Annotated in this window: 20 protein-coding genes and 1 tRNA gene; 14 read left to right on the forward strand and 7 right to left on the reverse strand. The window is 65.1% G+C overall.

The window, feature by feature from the left end; translation table 11 throughout:
* The coding region (locus tag LG661_RS14760; RefSeq protein ID WP_230532662.1) for a recombinase family protein at positions 1 to 403 on the forward strand (403 nt) is incomplete at its 5' end.
* Between the two features lie 90 nt (positions 404 to 493).
* On the opposite strand, the gene LG661_RS14765 is transcribed toward LG661_RS14760, so the two are convergent.
* The 5 genes from LG661_RS14765 to LG661_RS14785 all read right to left on the reverse strand — a co-directional run bounded on the left by LG661_RS14765 (position 494) and on the right by LG661_RS14785 (position 6,786).
* Positions 494 to 2,041: a hypothetical protein gene (locus tag LG661_RS14765; protein WP_230532663.1), complete on the reverse strand. Its 1,548-nt coding sequence runs from the start codon at positions 2,039 to 2,041 to the stop codon at positions 494 to 496.
* Between the two features lie 885 nt (positions 2,042 to 2,926).
* Positions 2,927 to 3,003 (reverse strand) — tRNA-Arg (locus LG661_RS14770).
* A gap of 97 nt (positions 3,004 to 3,100) precedes the next feature.
* Complete coding sequence (locus LG661_RS14775; RefSeq protein WP_230532664.1) at positions 3,101 to 4,534, reverse strand: sensor histidine kinase; 1,434 nt, start codon at positions 4,532 to 4,534, stop codon at positions 3,101 to 3,103.
* Between the two features lie 7 nt (positions 4,535 to 4,541).
* A complete protein-coding gene (locus LG661_RS14780) occupies positions 4,542 to 5,996 on the reverse strand; it encodes a dihydrolipoyl dehydrogenase family protein (RefSeq protein ID WP_230532665.1) in 1,455 nt (484 codons plus the stop codon).
* The gene (locus LG661_RS14785; RefSeq protein WP_230532666.1) at positions 5,980 to 6,786 is read right to left on the reverse strand and encodes a TVP38/TMEM64 family protein; all 807 of its coding nucleotides are present in this window, start codon (positions 6,784 to 6,786) and stop codon (positions 5,980 to 5,982) included. The genes LG661_RS14780 and LG661_RS14785 overlap by 17 nt, the downstream gene beginning before the upstream one ends.
* Positions 6,787 to 7,054: 268 nt before the next feature.
* Between LG661_RS14785 and rpmH the strand changes: the two genes are divergently transcribed.
* From rpmH to LG661_RS14830, 9 genes are all read left to right on the forward strand, one after another.
* Positions 7,055 to 7,189: a 50S ribosomal protein L34 gene (gene rpmH, locus LG661_RS14790; protein WP_027314822.1), complete on the forward strand. Its 135-nt coding sequence runs from the start codon at positions 7,055 to 7,057 to the stop codon at positions 7,187 to 7,189.
* A gap of 18 nt (positions 7,190 to 7,207) precedes the next feature.
* The gene (rnpA, locus tag LG661_RS14795) at positions 7,208 to 7,642 is read left to right on the forward strand and encodes a ribonuclease P protein component (protein ID WP_230532667.1); all 435 of its coding nucleotides are present in this window, start codon (positions 7,208 to 7,210) and stop codon (positions 7,640 to 7,642) included.
* Positions 7,635 to 9,476, forward strand: a complete 1,842-nt coding sequence (gene yidC / locus LG661_RS14800) for a membrane protein insertase YidC (RefSeq protein WP_230532668.1) — start codon at positions 7,635 to 7,637, stop codon at positions 9,474 to 9,476. Before rnpA ends, yidC begins: the two co-directional genes overlap by 8 nt.
* A gap of 72 nt (positions 9,477 to 9,548) precedes the next feature.
* A complete protein-coding gene (locus tag LG661_RS14805; protein WP_230532669.1) occupies positions 9,549 to 10,187 on the forward strand; it encodes a CatB-related O-acetyltransferase in 639 nt (212 codons plus the stop codon).
* A 91-nt stretch (positions 10,188 to 10,278) separates the two neighbouring features.
* Positions 10,279 to 11,823, forward strand: coding sequence for a CYTH and CHAD domain-containing protein (locus LG661_RS14810; protein ID WP_230532670.1), 1,545 nt, complete (start codon positions 10,279 to 10,281; stop codon positions 11,821 to 11,823).
* Positions 11,824 to 11,869: 46 nt separating this feature from the next.
* Positions 11,870 to 12,526 carry a ribosome biogenesis GTP-binding protein YihA/YsxC gene (gene yihA / locus LG661_RS14815; RefSeq protein WP_230532671.1) on the forward strand — a complete coding sequence of 219 codons (657 nt, stop codon included), beginning with the start codon at positions 11,870 to 11,872 and terminating at the stop codon, positions 12,524 to 12,526.
* Positions 12,523 to 12,891 carry a DUF423 domain-containing protein gene (locus LG661_RS14820; protein WP_230532672.1) on the forward strand — a complete coding sequence of 123 codons (369 nt, stop codon included), beginning with the start codon at positions 12,523 to 12,525 and terminating at the stop codon, positions 12,889 to 12,891. The genes yihA and LG661_RS14820 overlap by 4 nt, the downstream gene beginning before the upstream one ends.
* Before the next feature lie 76 nt (positions 12,892 to 12,967).
* Entirely contained in the window at positions 12,968 to 13,873 is a 906-nt protein-coding gene (argB, locus tag LG661_RS14825; protein ID WP_230532673.1) for an acetylglutamate kinase, read from the forward strand.
* Positions 13,874 to 13,953: 80 nt separating this feature from the next.
* A complete protein-coding gene (locus tag LG661_RS14830) occupies positions 13,954 to 14,685 on the forward strand; it encodes a pyrimidine 5'-nucleotidase (RefSeq protein ID WP_230532674.1) in 732 nt (243 codons plus the stop codon).
* A gap of 73 nt (positions 14,686 to 14,758) precedes the next feature.
* Here LG661_RS14830 and LG661_RS14835 read toward each other — a convergent pair whose 3' ends face one another.
* Both LG661_RS14835 and LG661_RS14840 read right to left on the reverse strand, forming a co-directional pair.
* Positions 14,759 to 15,262 (reverse strand): YciE/YciF ferroxidase family protein, encoded by a 504-nt coding sequence (locus LG661_RS14835; protein ID WP_230532675.1) that lies wholly within the window; start codon positions 15,260 to 15,262, stop codon positions 14,759 to 14,761.
* 111 nt (positions 15,263 to 15,373) lie between these two features.
* The gene (locus LG661_RS14840; protein ID WP_230532676.1) at positions 15,374 to 16,561 is read right to left on the reverse strand and encodes a DNA recombination protein RmuC; all 1,188 of its coding nucleotides are present in this window, start codon (positions 16,559 to 16,561) and stop codon (positions 15,374 to 15,376) included.
* Between the two features lie 88 nt (positions 16,562 to 16,649).
* Here LG661_RS14840 and def point away from each other — a divergent pair, with 88 nt between their 5' ends.
* From def to truA, 4 genes are read left to right on the forward strand one after another with little or no spacing between them, the layout of a single operon-like run.
* Positions 16,650 to 17,171 carry a peptide deformylase gene (gene def, locus LG661_RS14845; protein WP_230532677.1) on the forward strand — a complete coding sequence of 174 codons (522 nt, stop codon included), beginning with the start codon at positions 16,650 to 16,652 and terminating at the stop codon, positions 17,169 to 17,171.
* The gene (gene fmt / locus LG661_RS14850; protein WP_230532678.1) at positions 17,168 to 18,100 is read left to right on the forward strand and encodes a methionyl-tRNA formyltransferase; all 933 of its coding nucleotides are present in this window, start codon (positions 17,168 to 17,170) and stop codon (positions 18,098 to 18,100) included. The genes def and fmt overlap by 4 nt, the downstream gene beginning before the upstream one ends.
* A gap of 8 nt (positions 18,101 to 18,108) precedes the next feature.
* The gene (locus LG661_RS14855) at positions 18,109 to 18,609 is read left to right on the forward strand and encodes a GNAT family N-acetyltransferase (RefSeq protein WP_230532679.1); all 501 of its coding nucleotides are present in this window, start codon (positions 18,109 to 18,111) and stop codon (positions 18,607 to 18,609) included.
* A gap of 1 nt (position 18,610) precedes the next feature.
* Positions 18,611 to 19,354 (forward strand): tRNA pseudouridine(38-40) synthase TruA, encoded by a 744-nt coding sequence (gene truA / locus LG661_RS14860; protein WP_230532680.1) that lies wholly within the window; start codon positions 18,611 to 18,613, stop codon positions 19,352 to 19,354.
* Positions 19,355 to 19,439 lie beyond the last annotated feature (85 nt).

A 19,439-nucleotide genomic window follows, 5' to 3' on the forward strand; every position in this document is an offset into this window, starting at 1 on the left:
CCTCGACCGGCTCGCCCGTTCCCAGCTTCACCTGCTCCAGATCGTGGAGGAGGTCGAGGCCAAGGGCGCAAAGTTAGTTTCCGTGATGGACAACATCGATACGAGCACAGCCACCGGCAAAATGGTCGTCGGTGTGCTGGCTGTCCTCGCAGAGTTCGAACGTAACCTTCTGCTCGAACGCAGTGCAGCAGGCCGAGCCATCGCCCGGCAACGCCAAATTCGCTTTGGCCGTCCTCCCAAGATCACCGAGGCCCTGATCCGGCAGGTGATGCTGGCCCATGACGATCCGAACACCACGGTTCCGGAGACCTGCCGGGTCCTGGGGATCAGCAAATCGAGCTACTATGCAGCCCTTCGGGCAGGACAACGCAGTGCCATGGAGGCTGTCGAGGCTGCCGCCTGAGCCCAAACTAAGTTTGGACGACCTGGGGATCACCCCCAGATCGTCATGATCATCAGCATCATCGCGTCCAAGACGCCGTCGAAGCCGTGATCACGTCTTCTTTCGCCTCGCCTCAGCGGCTTCACGTTCGCGGATGGCGTACAGGTCTTCCTTCCACTCATAGCGGTTCTTCTTCGCCTGTGGGCTCAGCCCATACCGAGTGCTCTCCCGGTAGGCTCGTGCCTGTCGGGAAAGTGACTTTTTCGCCTTCGGTCGCCCGCGTGGCCGCAGCGTCCCAGCCTTGCGCTTCGCCTCACGATCAGCGGCACGATCCCGTGCCTTCCTGGCCTTATCCGCTTCGAGACGACGCTTCTTGCGCTCGGCCTTGCTGCTCTCGTCCAACTCGACCCGCTTCCTTCCAGGCTTCTCACGCACCTCGTCCATGATCCCGGCCTCTTCGACAGCGATGAGTTCAGCCATGGCGATGCCCTCCTGCTCCAGGTAGGAGGCGAGCGCCTCGGCTTGATGCTGGTCGTAGAGGTACACCCGGCACTCTCCGCTGAAGTCGGGCTTTCGGAGGGCTCCGCGAAGCGTGAACTGGATGATGTCCTCGATCTGGCGAGCACGCTCGACATCTTCCTTCTTGAGCCCGAACACCTCCAGCGAGGGACCATCCGCTGGAACGGCCTTCGCGGAGTAGATGAGCGCACAGGAGGTGTGGTGCATCAGCGTGTTCGTTCCCTCCTGCCGGGGTGAGACCATCTCGCCTGAGAGGCGGGCTCCCACGAAGTACGGGCTGATGGCGGTGTTGGTGGCCCAATAGCCGAGATCGGGAACCTGCTTCAGGTAGTCGAGGACATGGAGCAGGCAGGACAACCCTTTGTCCGTCTTCCAGAAGTTCGTCGATCCCTGGTGCCGAGTGAAGTAGTGGATCAGGACGCGGGGACAGGCGCGTTCGGGTGCAACCACCTCTTCAGCCTCAAAAGTCACTTTGTCCGAGAACCATGCCTGCGTGGCCTTGTAGCCGAGGCTGTGGAAGTAGCCCGCGCCCGCGATGGTCACACTCTCGAAGGCTGCCAATTCGGCAGGCGTCCAGGCCGACCACCACTTCAGGGGACGAGCGCTTCCCTTCACCTTCGACCAATCGTCGATGTCCACGTAGACACCCTGCGTGGAACGAGCCCGCTTGTCGAAGGTGGCGAGCTTGCTCAGGAACTCGTCGTTGATGATGTCGGCGGGGTTCGGAGCCTCGGACTTGAGGATGAGCCGAGACCACTTGGTTCCCTTGAGAGGATTGAGGTCATAGGCCGCTTCGAGGTAGGTGGCCGTTGCAGGCACCCGGAACACATTGGAGCAAACCGCTGCCGGGTTCTCGTCGATGTAGATGTGCCATCCTGTAAAGCCATCAAGATCGGCTCCCATCATTCCCTCGTGGGTGATGAACACGACAACGTGCTCCTCATGTTGATGAAGGCTGGCGGCATCCTCGATCTGGGCGAGGACAGGGCCGCTACTACGGTCGCCGGTCTCGCCATGGATCGCGTGGATTGTGGGGTTCGTTCCGGCAGCCTTGGCCTGCCGCTGGAGGTCCTGGATACGCTCCTTGATGAGTTCAATCCGGCTTGTCGCGAAGAGATGCTTTCCTTTGCGCTCTGCCATTTCCTGGATCATCTTCCATGTTTTGCCAGAACCGGGCGCACCAACCATAACTCTTGGGTAAATCATTCAAGTAAATTCCTGTAACAATGAATGTCATCATTATAGGTCCACTGCGTATCTGATATCTATATATTTAGTGCGGACGCAATTTACTTAGGTATACATCATGGGACTTGCCTGAAGCGATTGGGGTGAGGAGCGAAGGTGAGGACACGAGCCCATCGGGCGAGGCCCGCAGCCGCACGGCTCCTCACCCCAATCATCGGGGCGACGCAAGGCGTCGCGCCGGGCATGTCATCCAGAAGGAAAGCTCCCCGACCGAGCGCGAGCCTGCGACCCGCGCTCGGTCATGAACCGGCTATCTCCCGCCCGAGGCCAAAGGCCCCGGCTCCCGATAGGCCGGTTCGCGATGCAACTCGATGGAGGGGACTAGATCAGGGCCAGCCAATCACAAGGGCGCTGTCTTTCCCTCGGCTCGTCGGCACCCCTACCTTCTTCTGGCGCGGGAACCGCGCCTATCAGATACGCAGCGGACGCAGGTCGCCGGGCGCAAGTTGCATTCCGAGGTCCGTTTCGGTGGTTCGAATGCTCCTGGCCACCCGCTCAAAGTAACTTTGTCTGGAGCCGAGCGATCATTGGCGGAACTTGGCTTGCGCAGCAGCCCTCTGATCACACCGCCAGAAGGCAGGCGAAAGCCAGCGAAACCTCTCAGTTCCACCAAGGGACGAATCGGTAGGGTCGAACCTGAGAGCTTGGATCGCGGAAGACGGGAGAGAACCACGGCAACAAGCTGACCGGCGTCGATCAGGACGGTCCGAAAACCGTGTCCTAACGTACCCCACGAGAGGGTCCTAAAACCGGAAATGTGCGAGGAATATCAAGGAATGGCGCGCCCGAAAGGATTCGAACCTCTGACCCCCAGATTCGTAGTCTGGTGCTCTATCCAGCTGAGCTACGGGCGCTGATTGGCGGATGGTTGCGGGAAGCAACGTCGGCCGAGGCGGGTGACTTAAAGGGTTCTGGCGCGGTTGGCAAGCCCGATTGTGCAGAACCCGTCCCTTAAATCTCCGCCGAGGTGCGATCCGGGATCGTGATCCGGAAACGGGTGCCGGTAGCCGTATCGTCGAGGTCGATTGCTCCGCCATGGCGCTGGACCAGTTCCGCCGCGATGGGCAGGCCGAGGCCTGCGCCTCCCTGGCGGGCGGAGCCCTGGAAGGGCGTGAAGAGATTGCCGCGGACGCGCTCGGGGATGCCGGGGCCGTTGTCCTCGACCAGGATGACCACGGCCCTACCCTCCCTGGCCGCCGCCACATGGATCCGGGGCGCTCCGTCGGAGGACCCCGCCTGGCTCAGGGCCTGGACCGCGTTGCGGACGAGATTGACCAGGGCGCGCGAGAGCTGGTCCGGATCCGCATCCACCATAAGATCCTCGGGAACGTCCGCCTCGAAGGCGATGCCGACCTCGGGCGCGAGATCCGTCAGGTTCGAGAGATCCTCCACCAGCGGCCTGAGGGGAATGAGCCTGCGCTGCGGCAGGGGCTCCGACGCGCGGCCATAGGCGAGCGTCGTCTCGCAGAACGCGATGGCGCGGTCGAGGGTGCTCACGAGGCGCGGCGCGATGCGCTGAACTGCCTCGTCGCTGACCCGGTCGAGACGGTCCGTCAGAAGCTGGGCCGTGGTCAGCATGTTGCGCAGTTCGTGGTTGATCTTGCTGACCGCCAGGCCGAGTTGCGCCAGGCGCCGCTTCTGGCGCAACTCGTCCGCGAGCGTGGTCTCCATGCGCGCGAGCGCCTGCTCGGCCATGCCGATCTCGTCGGCGCGGTCCGTGGGGCGGATGACGCGGGAGGCGTCCTCCGGGTTGCTGGAAAATTCCGCGATGTTGCCCGTGAGCCTCTGCACGGGACGCACGATCACCCATTGCAGGGTGAGATAGACGAGGCCCGCCGTCAGTGCAGAGATGAAGAGGGAGAGGAAGAGGATGTTGCGCGAGAAATCGAGCATGGCCGCGCGCAGAGGACGCTGATCGAGAACCAGCTCCACGAAATCGACGCCCATGCCGTGTCCGACAACGCGGATCGGCCTGTCCGCCGGGTCGAACAGCGTCTCGAAGGCATCCACGACCAGATCGATCCGGTCCACCTCGCGCAGGTCGATGGTCTTGGCGACCTCAGGCGGCATGTCGCCGGTGGTGAGCAGGCTGCGCCGCCCTCCGCCCCGGATCGCGATCGCCCGGGCGCCGACGCCCTGGAGGAGGCGCAGTTCCAGCTCCTCCGACAGGTTCTCTTCGGGCGCTGCATCGAGGACCATGGCCGCGATCTTCGCCGCGGCCAAGCGGTCGCCCAGCCATGTCATGCGGAAATTGGCGATGGAGGGGACATAGATCAGCACTTCCGCGATCATGATGAACACGATCGTCAGCAGGAGCAGGCGCGCGGAGAGCCCGAATCGGCCCGACAGGCGCTCTCTTAAGGAAGGCGGCCGCTCCGCATCCATATCCGTCTCATCCCAGCCGGCGAACCAGGCCCATCAATCGCCGCAGCCAGGGATTCTGAGCCGAAGGCCTGAGAAACTCCACCGCCGCGCCCTTCGTCACTTCGGAGAAGGTCGGATAGGGATAGACCAAGCCTGCGAGATCCGAAACCTTGAGCCCCTTGTTCAGGGCCAGAACCCACGGGACGATCAGCTCGCCCGCCCGTGCTCCGACGATGGAGCAGCCGAGAATCCGCCCACGCCGGGTGACGATGGCCTTCACATGGCCCGTTGTCGCCCTCTCGGCGCGCGCCCGGTCGGTGTCGGCAAAGGACCAGCGCAGGATGCGGAAGGCCCCATGCCGGGCCCTGGCCTCCTCCTCGCTCAGGCCGACGGCGGCGAATTCCGGATCCGTGTAGAGGACCCGGGGGACCGGCGCGCTGCCATAGCGGACGGGGAGGCCGAACAGGGCGCAGCGGATCACGAGCCCGGCTTGGTGATTCGCCGCATGGGTGAAACGGGCTCCCGCCCCTGCCCCGCCGACGCAGTCGCCGATGGCAAAGACCCGTCGGTTCGATGTTTTCAGGCTCCTGCCGACGACGATGCCCGACTTGTCCGTTTCGATCCCGGCCGCCTCCAGGTCCAGGCCGTCGAAGACCGGCTGGCGTCCCGCGGCCACGAGCAGATGGCTTCCCTCGATCCGCTCTCCGCCTTCGAGATCCACGGCGAAGCGCCCTTCCGGCCCTGGCGCGACCTGCTCGACGCCCCGTCCGGCCCTGATGGCGACGCCTTCCGCCCGCAGGGCGCGCTCCACGACGGCGGCCATTTCGGGATCCTCCTTGGCCAGGATGCGCTCCCCGGCCTCGAGGATGGTGACGGCGGAGCCGAGGCGGCGATAGGCCTGGGCCATCTCGACGCCGACGGCTCCGCCACCGATCACGACCAGATGCTCCGGCGTCTCGCCCAGGTCGAAGAGGGTGTCGTTGGTCAGGTACGGAACCTGATCGAGGCCCGGGATCGGGGGAATCGCCGGGCGGGAGCCGATTGCGATGACGAACCGGCGGGCCTGGATGATCTGCCCTCCCGCCATCGCCGTTCCGGTGCCGGTAAAGCGCGCCTCCCCCTCGATGACGTGGACGCCCATGGCCCGGTACCGCTCGGCGGAATCCATGGGCGCGATGGCGGCAACGGCATTCCGCACGTGGTCGCGGACCTTGGCGGGGTCGATGGCAGGCTCCCCTGCCCCGACGCCGAAGGGCTCGGACCTACGGATCTCATGCGCCCTGTGGGCCGCGGCCAGCAGCGCCTTGGAGGGGACGCAGCCGACATTCAGGCACTCCCCGCCCATCCGGTGCCGTTCGACAAGCACGACGGAGGCCCCGAGGGAGGCTGCGATGGACGCGACCGACAGTCCGGCGGACCCGGCTCCGATGACGCAGAGATCGGGGGTGAGAGATGCCCGATCACCCTTAGCCGTTGTCTTCAATCCCGCCCCCTTGATGCCTCGCCCGCCAGAACCTGACCACAATCGGCGCCAATGCCAATATTCCTAACACTCCCAGGGCGGCTATCAATTCGGGAGTCATCAGGCTTCCGGCATTGAAATCGAAAACACAGCCGGTCCGCCCGGACGCCAGGCATTGCGCGCGAATTCTCTCGTGGCTGGCGATGAGGTCGTCGAGCCCGGATCCGGCGACGGCAAAGGCGAAGGAGGCCGGCAGCATGCCGATCTGGGTGGCCAGGACGAAGGTCCTCAGGCGCATCCCGAAGAAGGCGGCCGCCAGGTTCGTCAGCCAGAAGGGCATGACCGGCATGAGCCGCAGAAAAAGCAGATAGGAAAAGGACTGTCTCCGGAAGCCGGTGGCAAGGCTCTGGATCCGCTCGCCAGCCCGCCTCAGGAGAGGCTGGCCGAGGGACGTCCGGGCGATGAGGAAGATGCAGGTGGCGCCGATGGTCGCGGACATGGAGGCCACCGCGCCACCGATCACCCAGCCGAAAAGATAGCCGCCGATGGCCGTCAGAAAGGCCGAGACCGGAAGGGACAGGGTGACGGCGATCACGTAAGTCAGAATGTAGATGCCCAGCATCCTCAGAAAGTTGGCCGCGACGAGCTCCTGCAGGCGGGTCTGGTACTGGACGAAGGTTTCGAAGGTGAGAGAGCGGTGAATGCCGGTCAGGAAGACCGCCGCGATGGCGCCCAGAACAAGGACGAGGGGCAGATAGCGCCAGAGAGGACTGCGCCCTCCCGATCCAAGCTGTTGCTGCTCCGCTGCCACGCCATCCCCCTGAGAAGGGTGTTCTATGGCGCACTCGGGAAGGTCAAGCCCAAGGACCGTCACACCCTCGTGAAATCGGGCCTCACGGCCTCATGAAGGGCCCGAGCGGCGTTGACTTTGCCCTCCCATTCCGTCATAAGCCCGCGAGCTGACAGCGCTCTTCGTAGGGCGCTGATCGTTTTTTCGAGACAGTTTCGGGGGAAACCCCACCATTCCAGACGGGCGCGAGCCTTCGAGCACCGCTGCCCCATTCGACCGGAGAAGTGCCGTGAAGAGGACGTATCAACCGAGCAAGCTGGTTCGCAAGCGCCGCCACGGCTTCCGTGCGCGAATGGCGACCAAGGGCGGCCGCAAGGTCATTGCTGCTCGCCGCGCCCATGGTCGCAAGCGCCTGTCGGCCTAAGACCTTAAGGACGCCCCGGTGCGCGAGCCTCGCGCAGACCCAAAGCTTGGGCGCCTGACGAAAAGACCTGACTTCGTCGCGGCGGCCTCGGGCCGCCGCTTTCATACCGAACGGATGACGGTCCAGGCCCGCCTGCGCGAGGATCTGGGCCTTGGATTGCGCTTCGGCCTGACCGTCACAAAACGGGTCGGCCATGCGACGGAGCGCAACCGGATCAAACGCCGGCTCCGGGCCGCCACCCAGGCGGCAGGCCAGGACTACGCCGGCATCGATGCGGATGTCGTGATCATCGGGCGGCGCGACATTCTGACCGCCGAGTACGACCTGCTCATCGACGATCTTCGGCGCGCCCTGCGGGTTGTGACCAAACCGAAGACTGCGCGGCCGGCGGACCGTTCCCTATCCTCCTCACCTCCCTCCAAGGGCGAGCGTCGCGGACAATCCCATGCGTGAAGAAAACAGGAACCTCATCGTCGCCGTCGCGCTGTCGGTGGCGGTTTTGATCGGCTGGCAATACTTTTTCGCGGCTCCCCAGGCCGAGCGGCAGCGCCAGCTCGCCGAGCAGCAGCAGGCGACGCAGACCGTCCCCGCCGCGCCGACGCCCAGCCAGGCCGGCGGCCCCTCGGCTCCGGTTCCGGGAACGGTCCCGAGCACGCCGACGGCACCCGTCGTCGAGACCCGCGAAGCGGCCCTGGCCCGCTCGCCGCGGATCGCCATCGATACCCCGGCCCTGGCCGGCTCGATCAATCTGCGCGGCGGACGGATCGACGACGTGGCGCTGAAGAACTACCGCGAGACGGTGAGCCCCGCGAGCCCGAACATCGTGCTCCTGTCGCCCTCCGGCACCCAGAACCCCTATTATGCGGAGTTCGGCTGGGTCGGCACACAGGCCGGCAACCTTCCCGGGCCGGCGACGGTCTGGACGGCTGACCGGAACGTCCTGACCCCCGGCAATCCCGTCACGCTGACCTGGCAGAACGAGCAGGGCCTCGTCTTCCGCCGCACAATCGCGGTCGACGACAAGTTCATGTTCACGGTTCGGGACGCGGTTGAGAACCGGGGCGCCGCGCCGGTGACGCTCCACCCCTACGGCCTCGTCTCGCGCCACGGCCGGCCGACGACTCTCGGCTACTACGTTCTGCACGAAGGCCTCATCGGCGTTCTGGGCGAGAACGGCCTGCAGGAATACACCTACGCCAATCTCGATGACGAAGAGACGGCAACCGGCCCGAACACGACCGGGAAAGTCTGGAACGCCGTCACCGGCGGCTTCGTCGGCATCACCGACAAGTACTGGGCCGCGGCGGTCATCCCGGATCAGACCCAGGTCTTCCAGGGCTCGTTCACCGTGCGACAGGGCCCCACGGGCCAGGTCTACCAATCGAACGTCCTCGGCGACGCCCGGACGCTCGAGCCCGGCGCGACGACGGAAGCAACCCAGCGCCTCTTCGCCGGGGCGAAGGAAGTGGCCACCGTTGATGCTTATGACGAGGCGCTCAACATCCGGAACTTCGACCTGCTGATCGACTGGGGATGGTTCTACTTCATCACCAAGCCGCTCTTCATGGTGCTCGACTTCTTCTATCGGCTCTTCGGCAATTTCGGCATCGCGATCCTGCTGGTGACGGTGGTCCTGAAGATCTTCTTCTTCCCGCTCGCCAACAAGTCCTACGCCTCCATGGCGAAGATGAAGGCGGTGCAGCCGGAGATGACGGCGATCCGCGAGCGCTATGCCGACGACAAGATGAAGCAGCAGCAGGCGCTGATGGAGCTCTACAAGAAGGAGAAGATCAATCCGGTCGCCGGCTGCTGGCCGGTCCTGATCCAGATCCCGGTCTTCTTCGCACTCTACAAGGTGCTCTTCGTCACCATCGAAATGCGCCATGCGCCGTTCTTCGGCTGGATCCAGGACCTCGCGGCTCCCGACCCGACCTCGATCTTCAATCTCTTCGGCCTCCTGCCCTACAACCCGGGCGCGCTGCCGGTGCTCGGCCCGTTCCTCATGATCGGCGTGTGGCCGATCATCATGGGCATCACCATGTGGCTGCAGATGAAGATGAACCCGGAGCCGCCGGACCCGGTGCAGAAGCAGGTCTTCGCCTGGATGCCGGTGATCTTCACCTTCATGCTGGGCTCCTTCCCGGCGGGTCTCGTGATCTACTGGGCCTGGAACAACCTGCTCTCGGTCACGCAACAGGGCTTCATCATGCGGCGCAACGGCGTGAAGATCGAGTTATGGGACAACCTGCGCAAGACCTTCAACCGCAAGAGCCCCGCCAAGGGCTAAGCGACGAAAGCTTCGACGCGATCATCCCCGGGCCGGTCCCGGGGGTTTTCATTTGTCTTCAGGAGGAGCGGCATGCCAGGCCCCGATCCCCAGATCCCCTACCCGATGCCGGCGCATCCGCGCGTCGGTTTTCTCAAGCCACTGGTGAACCGGCCGAACATCGAAGTCGGCGACTTCACCTATTACGACGACCCGCGCGGTCCAGAGGGCTTCGTCGAACGGTGCGTGCTGCATCATTACGACTTCATGGGCGACAGGCTCGTGATCGGGAAGTTCTGCGCCATCGCGACCGGCGTCACCTTCATCATGAACGGCGCCAATCACGCCATGACCGGGTTCTCGACCTTCCCGTTCAACATCTTCGGTCACGGCTGGGAGGAAGGCTTCGACTGGGCGACGATCCAAGCGGGCTTCAAGGGCGACACGATGGTGGGCAACGATGTCTGGATCGGCCACGAGGCCACGCTCCTGCCGGGCGTCACCATTGGCGACGGAGCGATTGTGGCCACGAAGGCGGTGGTGGGCGCCGACGTGCCTCCCTATTCCATCGTCGGCGGCAACCCTGCCAGAATCATCCGCATGCGCTTTCCCGACGAGGTCGTTGCAGAACTCCTGCAGATCCGCTGGTGGGATTGGAGCGTCGACAGAATCTCCCGCAACCTCGACGCGATCCGGGGAGCCGATCTTTCTGCCCTGCGGAAGGCCATCTGAGACATGCCCGCTGCACCTCGCGGCGGAGTCATTTTCTCCTTGGGTTCGGCATCTATATGATCCGGCCGTAGCAACAAACCGGTGGACCCTCATGAGCGATCCCAAAGGACGGCCGAAACGGACATTGAGCCCGAATGAGCGGCCCCGCGAGATCGAGCTAAAGCTGGAAATCGCTTCGGGCGAAGCCGATGCGCTGCTTGCCCATCCCGTTCTCGTCGAGGCTCGTTCCAAGAACAGCCAGGGGGGCGCGCTTCACGCCGTCTATTTCGACACGGACGATCACGCCCTGCGCAGAAAAGGGATAAGCCTGCGCATCCGCCGGGAGAACGGCAAGTCGGTCCAGACCATCAAGGCCGAGGGCTCCCACCGTGGCGTCGCCATGGATCGCGGCGAGTGGGAAACCCTCGTCGACGGCGAGCTCGACCTGGCCGCGGCAACCGGAACCCCTCTCGAAGCCTTCGTCTCGGATGCGTCCGTACGCGGAAACATCAAGCCCGTTTTCACCGTCGAGACCGAGCGACGGGCCTTCGAGGCCGAACTCGACGGGGCGCTCATCGAAGTGGCGCTCGACCGGGCCAAGGCTTCCGCCGACGAGCAGGCCGTCGCCTTTTCCGAAATCGAGCTGGAGCTGCGGGAGGGAGCCCCCGCCGCCCTCTTCGCCCTCGCCCGGCATCTGAGCGAGGCTGCTCCCCTGCGGCTCTCGACGGTCGCGAAGTCGGAACGCGGCTACCGTCTCCTGGAGAACGGCGCCGTTCGCCCGTTCCGCGCCGAAAAGGTCGAGCTGGACAGGAATGCGACCTGCGCCGAGGCCTTCCAGGTCATCGCCCGGTCCTGCCTGTCCCAGATGGTGCGGAACGAGGACCTCGTGCGGCAGACGCAGGAGTCTGCGGCCCTGCACCAGATGCGCGTCGGCCTGCGGCGGCTGAGGGCCGCCATGTCCCTGTTCAAGAACCAGCTGCTGACGGACCCGGAAAGCGCGGCGATCAAGGACAACCTCCGCTGGGCGGGACAGGCGCTGGGGACTGCTCGCGACCTCGACGTCTTCCTCGAACGGCTTCGCTCTATGGACGATGCCGGCCATGACGGGACACAGGTCGAGGAGGTCGAGCAGCGTCGCGCCCAGGCCTACAGGGAGCTGCTGGAGACGCTCGAATCCCGCCGTTTCATGGATGTCGTTCTCCAGGCCGCCGCCTGGATCGAGGCCGGAGCCTGGGCGGTTTCCGACGATCCGGGTCTTGAGGAGGCGCGTGAGCGTCCCGCCCGGGATTTCGCGGCAGGCGAGCTCTCCCGCCGCTTCAAGCGCATCTGCAAGCTGGGCAGGAACCTGCGGGAGCTCAGCGACGAAGAGCGCCACGAACTGCGCATCCGCATCAAGAAGCTGCGCTACGGAGCCGAGTTCTTCGCCTCGCTCTTCCCATCCGGAAAAGCGCAGAAGCGCCGTAAGAAGCTCTCCGGCGTTCTGGAGGACCTCCAGGAGATGCTGGGCGAGCTGAACGACCTCGCGGTCGGAGGCTCCCTTGCCCCGTCCCTGCCCGGCCCGTCGCCCGAGCACACGGAACGGCGGCGGGAGAAGCTGCTCGACAAGAGCGAGGCCGCTCTGGGCAAGCTCGCCAGGACCGAGCCCTTCTGGCTCTGAGAAGGCCGGCCTTGAAGAAAGCGGCCCGAACGCCGATAAGGAACCCATGACCGAACCGGCACCTGACACCGATCCCTTTCTCGAAACCGGCCGCAAGCTCTTTGCTGGCCCGGCCGATTTCATCTGGGCCGCCAATTCCCTGAAGGGCCTGCCGCCCATGAGCAAGGTGGAGATCGCCTTCGCCGGGCGCTCCAATGTGGGGAAATCGAGCCTCGTTAATGCGCTCACCGGGCGCAATACGCTCGCCCGCACCTCGCACACGCCAGGGCGCACCCAGCAGCTCAACTTCTTCAACATCAACGACCGCTTCCATCTCGTCGACATGCCCGGCTACGGCTATGCGGCGGTCGAAAAGGACAAGGTGCAGGCCTGGACCCAGCTGATCCACGACTACCTGCGCGGCCGGGCGAGCCTCGCCCGGGTCTATGTGCTGATCGACGCCCGGCACGGCATCAAGCCCGTCGATGAGGGCGTGCTGGAGACCCTCGGCACGGCGGCCGTCTCCTACCAGATCGTCCTGACCAAGGCGGACGAGCTGAAGCCGGGCGAGCTGGACAAGCGCATCGCCGAGACGCAGCAGAAGATCGCCAAGCGCGCCGCCGCCTTCCCCGAGATCCTGGCGACGTCGAGCCGGTCCGGCTTCGGCATTCCCGAGCTTCGGGCCGGGATCGCCCGGCTCCTGAGCGAGAGAGGCGTGGAATGAACCTCGCCGCCCGGATCCTCCTCGTCCTGGCCTCCCTCTCAGGGCTCCTCGGCGTCGGCCTGTCGGCCGCCGCGGCCCATATCACCGGCGGCAATCTCGCGACAGCAGCGCAGTTCCTTCTCTTTCATGCGCCTGCGCTCCTCGCCCTCGTCGCCCTGATGGCGGCCGGCGCCGTGAACCCGATGCTGGCGCAGATCGCGGGCTATGTGTTGGTTCTGGGCCTCGTCCTGTTCTGCGGCGATCTCTCCCGCCGCGCCTTTCACGGCGTGGCCCTGTTCCCCAGGGCTGCGCCCTCGGGAGGCATCCTCCTGATGGTCGGCTGGCTCATGGTGGGGATTTCCGCCCTCTTGCGTCTTCGCACCTGAAGTCCCTGTTTGCAGCGGCCCAACCTTCAGCTAGAAGGCTGGCCGTTTGGTCCTGATCCACCCGCCGGAGCCGTTCATGTCCGATCCGTCCACGTCCCTCCCCGACGTCCATGTCCAGGCCGAGGTGCTTGTGCAGGCGCTGCCGCACATGCAGCGCTACGATCAGGAAATCGTGGTGATCAAGTATGGCGGCCACGCCATGGGCGACCGGGCGGCCGCCGAGGATTTCGCCGAGGATGTGGTCCTGCTGGAACAGTCGGGCATCAAGCCCATCGTCGTCCATGGCGGCGGGCCGCAGATCGGCAAGATGCTGGACAAGCTCGGGATCAAGTCCGAGTTCAAGGCGGGGCTGCGCGTGACCGATGCGGCGACCGTCGAGATCGTCGAGATGGTGCTCGCCGGCTCCATCAACAAGCAGATCGTCGGCTGGATCGGCGCCGAGGGCGGCAAGGCCGTGGGCCTGTGCGGCAAGGACGGCAACATGGTCACCGCCCGAAAGGTGACCCGCACGACCGTTGACCCGGACTCGAACATCGAGAAGATCGTCGATCTCGGTTTCGTCGGCGAGCCGGAGCATGTGAACCGCGCCGTTCTGGACCAGGTGCTGAGCGCCGAGCTCATTCCGGTCCTCGCTCCCGTTGCCGTCGGCAAGGACGGGCACACCTACAACGTCAACGCCGACACCTTTGCCGGCGCCATTGCAGGCGCGATGACGGCGAAGCGCCTCCTGCTCCTGACCGACGTGCCGGGCGTTCTCGACAAGAACAAGAACCTGATTCCGGAAATGACCATCGAGGATTGCCGCCGCCTGATCGCGGACGGCACCATCACCGACGGCATGATCCCGAAGATCGAGACCTGCATCTACGCCCTGGAGCGGGGCGTGGAGGCCGTGGTCATCCTCGACGGCAAGGTGCCCCATTCGGTGCTGTTGGAGCTGTTCACCGACCACGGCGCGGGCACCCTGATCCGCCGAGGCTGATGCACCCCCTTCCCGCGAGAGACGAGATGCCTATATATTTGTCAGTGGGGCCGCTCGGCCCCATTGTCGTCTAGGGACTCATGAACGCGAAGCCATCTATCGAAAATCACCTGTCCACGCCCGAATCGCGCGCCTTCTCGCATGTGGAGACGTGGATCTTCGATCTCGACAATACGCTCTATCCGCACACCTCCCGGGTCTGGCCGCAGATCGACGATCGGATCACCCTCTACATCGCGGAACTCTTCGGGCTCGACGGGCTCTCGGCCCGGGCACTGCAGAAATTCTTCTATCACCGCCACGGCACGACCCTGCGCGCGCTGATCGAGGAATACGACGTCGACCCGCACGACTTCCTCGACTTCGCGCACGACATCGACCATTCCGACATCGAGCTCAACGCCAGTTTGGGCGAAGCCATCGAGCGGCTGCCGGGCCGCAAGCTCATCCTCACCAACGGCTCGCGCAAGCATGCGGAGAACGTGGCGCGCAAGATCGGCATCCTCGACCATTTCGAGGACGTCTTCGACATCGCCGCCTCGAACTTCGTGCCCAAGCCCGACCGGCGCGCCTATGAGGTCTTCCTCGAAAAGCATGCGGTCGAGCCGGCGAAGGCCGCCATGTTCGAGGACATCGCCAAGAATCTGGCCGTGCCGCACCAGCTCGGCATGACGACGACGCTCATCATCCCGAAGACGATCGATCCCTTCCGGGAGGATTTCGAGCAGGAAGCGGTGAAGACGCCGGACATCGACTACATCACTAACGATCTCGCGGATTTCCTGCGCTCGCACGCGCTGCCGGCGAAGTGATCGTTCAAACCTCCCGCCAAACGAAAATGGCCTCCTTGCGGAGGCCACTTCCATTCTCGAACGAAGAAAGCCCTTAAGCAGCCTTCGTGTTGATCTTGCTCTCGGCGATCCGGGTGAGCTTCTGGTCGGTGGCGCGCTCCTGCTCCAGGATCTGGTGCAGGATGGTGGCGCAATCGTCGCGGCCGAGCTGCTTGGCCCAGGCGGAAAGGGTGCCGTAGCGGGTGATCTCGTAGTGCTCGACGGCCTGCGCGGCGGCGAGCAGCGCCGCATCGAGAACGTCCTTGTCCTCGACGTCGCCGGCGATGTCCTGGGCCTCGTCGATGATGCCGTCGATGGCCGGGCAGGTCACGCCCTTCGGATCATGACCGTGCAGGCGGAACACCTGCTCCACCATCTGGATCTGCTGCTGGGTTTCGCCCAGGTGCGTCTGGAAGGCCTGCTTCAGCTGCGGGTCGGTGGCCTTCTCGATCATCTCCGGCAGAGACTTCGCGATCTGCTGCTCGGCGTAATAGATGTCCTGCAAGGTATGGATGAAGAGGTCATCCAACGTCTTGATGTCCTTTGAGAAAAGGCCCATGGCGCAAATCCTTCCCGAGTTGTGGTGCAAACGCCCAAAGAGCGCCGGCGTTCGGCTCCGGCGCGTTGCGTAACAACGGGGAAACGTTGCGATGCTCAGGCAGTTCCCGGCTTATTCCGCGGCGCGCAGGCTGCGTCCCTGCAGGCGCAGCAACTCGGCTTTGGCTCCTGCCTCACCGTCTTCGAATTCGAGGGCCTCGATCCGCTCGCCGCGCTTCACGATCTTGTCCGTCGAGACCCTGATCTGCGCCACGTCCTCCTGCGCCTGGCGGAAATGGGCGTCGAGCTTCGCGACGCGGCCGTCGAGCCGCACTACGTCCTCCAGAAGCTTCTGCACCTCGACCTGGATCACGCGCGCCTCCTCACGGATGCGGGCGTCGCGCACGAGCGCCTGCATGACCTGGATGGCGAGGTTGAGAAGCGACGGCGAGACGATGACGACACGCGCCCGGTGGGCTTTCTGCACCACGTCGTCGAAATGCTCGGCGAGATCCGCATAGATCGATTCCGCCGGCACGAACAGCATGGCGATATCCTGCGTCTCGCCGGGGATCAGGTATTTCTCGGAAATGTCCTTCACATGGACGAGCATGTCGTTGCGCACCCGCGCCGCCGCGCGAAGCCGCGCCTCGTCGCCCCTGGCCTCGCGGAACAGGGTGAAGCCCTCCAGCGGGAACTTGGCGTCGATCACGAGGCCGCGCCCGTCGCCCGGCAGGCGCACGAGGCAGTCGGGCCGCGTGCGGTTGGAGAGCGTCGCCTGGAACTCGAAGGACCCCGCCGGCAGCCCGTCGCGGACGATCGCCTCCATCCGACCCTGCCCGTAGGCGCCCCGGCTCTGCTTGTTGGAGAGGATTTCCTTCAGCCCCACGATCTCGCCGGTGAGATTGCTGAGGTTCTGTTGGGCCGCATCGATGACGGCCAGCCGCTCGTTGAGCTTCGACAGGTTCTCGGTCTGGTGGCGCGTCGAAGCCTCCAGCCCCTGGCCGACCCGGTGCTGGAGCCCGTCGATCCGCTCGGAGATCATGCGCACGAAATCGCTCTGGCGGGAGCCGAAGACCTCGGCGATGGTCTGCATCCGGCCGGTCATCTCGGCCTGGATCCGGGTCAGTTCGGCGACCTTGTCGTCCATCTCCCGCGCCCGCTCGGCGGCCATGGCCGCCTCGAGCGCCCTCTCCCGGCGCGAGCGGGCCAAAAGACCTGCCACGAGGAGCAGGAGCGCGAGGCAGGCAGCGGCCGTGCCGACGGCCAAATGCCCCAGGGTGAGCGGATACTGGCCTAGGGTCAGGACGACGTCGTTCATGGGCGCTCAAGCTTCCGGTTGACGGGCGCATCCGAACATAAGACGAACGATTTGACCATCCTCCTGGAAGCCCTTATCTCCCGCGATCATGAGCATCAGACCCCTTGTCATCCTCCCCGATTCCAAGCTGCGCCTCGTTTCCGAGCCCGTGCCGTCGATCACGGACGAGATCCGGAAACTCGCCGACGACATGCTGGAGACCATGTACGACGCGCCGGGCGTCGGGCTTGCCGCCATCCAGATCGGCGTGCCTGTCCGCATGGTGACCATGGACGTGTCGAAGACCGAGGCGGAGCGTCAGCCCCTGGTGCTCGTCAATCCGGAGATCACCTGGGCCTCCGAGGAAAAGCGCACCTATGAGGAGGGCTGCCTGTCGATCCCCGAATACTACGAGGAGGTCGAGCGGCCGGACCGGGTGCGCTTCCGCTACATGAACCTTCAGGGCGAGACCGTGGAGCAGGAGGCCGACGGCCTTCTGGCCACGTGCGTGCAGCACGAGATCGATCACCTGAACGGCGTGCTCTTCATCGACTACCTCTCGAAGCTGAAGCGCGACCGGGTGATGACCAAGTTCAAGAAGGCCGCCAAGCGCGAGGGGGGCCACCCATGAGCCTGCGCGTCGTCTTCATGGGAACGCCCGACTTCTCGGTGCCGACCCTTTCGGAGATCGTGGGCCAGGGCCACGAGGTGGTGGCCGTCTATACCCGGCCGCCCGCCGCCGCCGGGCGCGGGATGGAGCTGAAGCCCTCCCCCGTCCACAAGATGGCGGAGCGGTTCGGGCTACCCGTGCTGACCCCGACAACCCTGCGGACCGAGGAGGCCGCGGAGACCTTCCGCTCCCATCAGGCGGATGTGGCGGTGGTGGTGGCCTATGGCATGCTCCTGCCGAAGGCGATCCTCGAGGCACCCGAACTCGGCTGCCTCAATCTCCATGCCTCGCTTCTGCCGCGCTGGCGCGGCGCGGCCCCGATCCAGCGGGCCGTCATGGCGGGCGACAGGGAAACCGGCGTCGCCGTGATGAAGATGGAAGAGGGCCTGGATACGGGCCCCGTCGCCATGGCGGAGCGCGTCGCCATCGGCCCCGACATGAATGCGGGCGAGCTGCACGACCGGCTCATGGTGCTGGGAGCCGATCTCATGGTGCGGGCGCTCGCCGCCCTCTCCCGCGGCGGACTGAGCATCACGCCCCAGCCGGAAGAGGGCGTGACCTATGCCCATAAGCTCAAGAACGAGGAAGCGCGCATCGACTGGTCGAAGCCGGCTCAGGCCGTGCACGACCATGTGCGCGGCCTCTCCCCCTTCCCCGGGGCCTTCTTCACCGCCGATTTCGGCAAGGGTCCGGAGCGGGTGAAGGTGCTGCGCACGACGCTGGGGAAAGGTTCGGGCGACCCTGGGACACTCGCCGACGCCGATGGTACAGTATCCTGTGGCGACGGCGCCATTCGCCTGGTCCAGGTTCAGCGGGCCGGCAAGAGCCCGGTGGCAGCCGACGAGTTTCTGCGCGGCGTGAGGCTTGGACCGGGCGCCCACTTGGGGTGAGGTCCGGCATGAATATCCGCCTGGAGGAAACGGCCGACTGGACGGCGGTCTACACCATCTATGCAGCGGCTTTCGGGCAATCCGCGGAGGCCGATCTCGTCCAGCGCATCCATAAGGATGGCGATCTCATCCTGTCCCTGGCCGCCTATGACGGGTCTGCCGGGCCCGTGGGACACATCGTCTTCTCGCGCCTCATCCTGAATGCGGCGCCGGGGGTGAAGGGCGCAGTCCTGGCTCCCCTGGCGGTCGTCCCGTCACATCAGAAGCATGGCATCGGCTCCGCTCTCGTCGCCGAGGGGCTGGAGCGCCTGAAGCAAGCAGGAACGGACCTCGTCGTCGTTCTGGGGGATCCGAACTTCTACGGCCGTTTCGGGTTCTCCCCGAAGCTGGCGAAGAAGCTCAGGACGCCTTATGACGGCCCCTATGTCCAATCCCTCGCCCTCTCCGAGAGGGGGAACGAGGCGCATGGCCCGGTCTCCTATGCCCGCGCCTTCGCAGAATTGAAGTAGCATGCCCCGTTACAAGCTGGTCGTCGAATACGACGGCACGCCATTCACCGGCTGGCAGCACCAGGCGAACAGCCTGTCGGTGCAGCAGGCGGTCGAGGAGGCCATCGCGCGGTTCAACGGCGCAGCCGTGCGCAGTCATTGCGCGGGTCGCACGGATTCGGGGGTCCACGCCACCCATCAGGTGGTGCATGTGGACCTCGAGAAGGAGTGGCGGGCCGACACGGTGCGCGACGCCACCAACGCCCACCTGAAGCCGCATCCCGTCGCAATCCTCTCGGCAGCGATCGTGCCCGACACCTTTCACGCCCGCCTTTCGGCGGTGAAGCGCCACTACGTCTATCGCATCCTCAACCGCCGCGCGCCGCCGTCGCTCGATGCCAACCGCGTCTGGCATGTGGCGTGGCCTCTCGATGCGGCGGCTATGCACGAGGCCGCCCAGCTGCTGACAGGCCGGCACGACTTCACCACCTTCCGTGCGGCCGAGTGCCAGGCGAATTCGCCTCTGCGCACCCTCGACCGGCTGGATGTGGAGCGGATCGGGGACGAGATCCGCATCTACGCATCCGCCCGCTCCTTCCTGCACCATCAGGTGCGCTCGATGACCGGAACCCTGGAGCGGGCCGGCGCCGGACGCTGGTCGGTGGAGGATGTGCGCGCGGCGCTCGATGCGCGCGATCGCACCCGCTGCGGCCCCATGGCGCCGCCGACGGGGCTCTACCTGATCGGCGTGGATTACTCCGACTAGAGCCATTTCAGGAAAAGTGGGAACCGGTTTTCCGTCCGAAATGGCGACAGACCAAAGACCTTTAGAGCGGGTTGCGATTCCACCG

Origin of the sequence: Microvirga roseola (assembly GCF_020866965.1) — a bacterium.
Classification (GTDB): domain Bacteria; phylum Pseudomonadota; class Alphaproteobacteria; order Rhizobiales; family Beijerinckiaceae; genus Microvirga; species Microvirga roseola.

Excerpts from the sequence above, each read along its gene's own strand:
- LG661_RS14765 (WP_230532663.1), bottom strand. The coding sequence starts at position 2,041 with ATGGCAGAGCGCAAAGGAAAGCATCTCTTCGCGACAAGCCGGATTGAA.
- LG661_RS14775 (WP_230532664.1), bottom strand. The coding sequence starts at position 4,534 with ATGGATGCGGAGCGGCCGCCTTCCTTAAGAGAGCGCCTGTCGGGCCGA.
- yidC (WP_230532668.1), top strand. The coding sequence starts at position 7,635 with ATGCGTGAAGAAAACAGGAACCTCATCGTCGCCGTCGCGCTGTCGGTG.
- LG661_RS14805 (WP_230532669.1), top strand. The coding sequence starts at position 9,549 with ATGCCAGGCCCCGATCCCCAGATCCCCTACCCGATGCCGGCGCATCCG.
- LG661_RS14810 (WP_230532670.1), top strand. The coding sequence starts at position 10,279 with ATGAGCGATCCCAAAGGACGGCCGAAACGGACATTGAGCCCGAATGAG.
- yihA (WP_230532671.1), top strand. The coding sequence starts at position 11,870 with ATGACCGAACCGGCACCTGACACCGATCCCTTTCTCGAAACCGGCCGC.
- LG661_RS14820 (WP_230532672.1), top strand. The coding sequence starts at position 12,523 with ATGAACCTCGCCGCCCGGATCCTCCTCGTCCTGGCCTCCCTCTCAGGG.
- argB (WP_230532673.1), top strand. The coding sequence starts at position 12,968 with ATGTCCGATCCGTCCACGTCCCTCCCCGACGTCCATGTCCAGGCCGAG.
- LG661_RS14830 (WP_230532674.1), top strand. The coding sequence starts at position 13,954 with ATGAACGCGAAGCCATCTATCGAAAATCACCTGTCCACGCCCGAATCG.
- LG661_RS14835 (WP_230532675.1), bottom strand. The coding sequence starts at position 15,262 with ATGGGCCTTTTCTCAAAGGACATCAAGACGTTGGATGACCTCTTCATC.
- LG661_RS14840 (WP_230532676.1), bottom strand. The coding sequence starts at position 16,561 with ATGAACGACGTCGTCCTGACCCTAGGCCAGTATCCGCTCACCCTGGGG.
- def (WP_230532677.1), top strand. The coding sequence starts at position 16,650 with ATGAGCATCAGACCCCTTGTCATCCTCCCCGATTCCAAGCTGCGCCTC.
- fmt (WP_230532678.1), top strand. The coding sequence starts at position 17,168 with ATGAGCCTGCGCGTCGTCTTCATGGGAACGCCCGACTTCTCGGTGCCG.
- LG661_RS14855 (WP_230532679.1), top strand. The coding sequence starts at position 18,109 with ATGAATATCCGCCTGGAGGAAACGGCCGACTGGACGGCGGTCTACACC.
- truA (WP_230532680.1), top strand. The coding sequence starts at position 18,611 with ATGCCCCGTTACAAGCTGGTCGTCGAATACGACGGCACGCCATTCACC.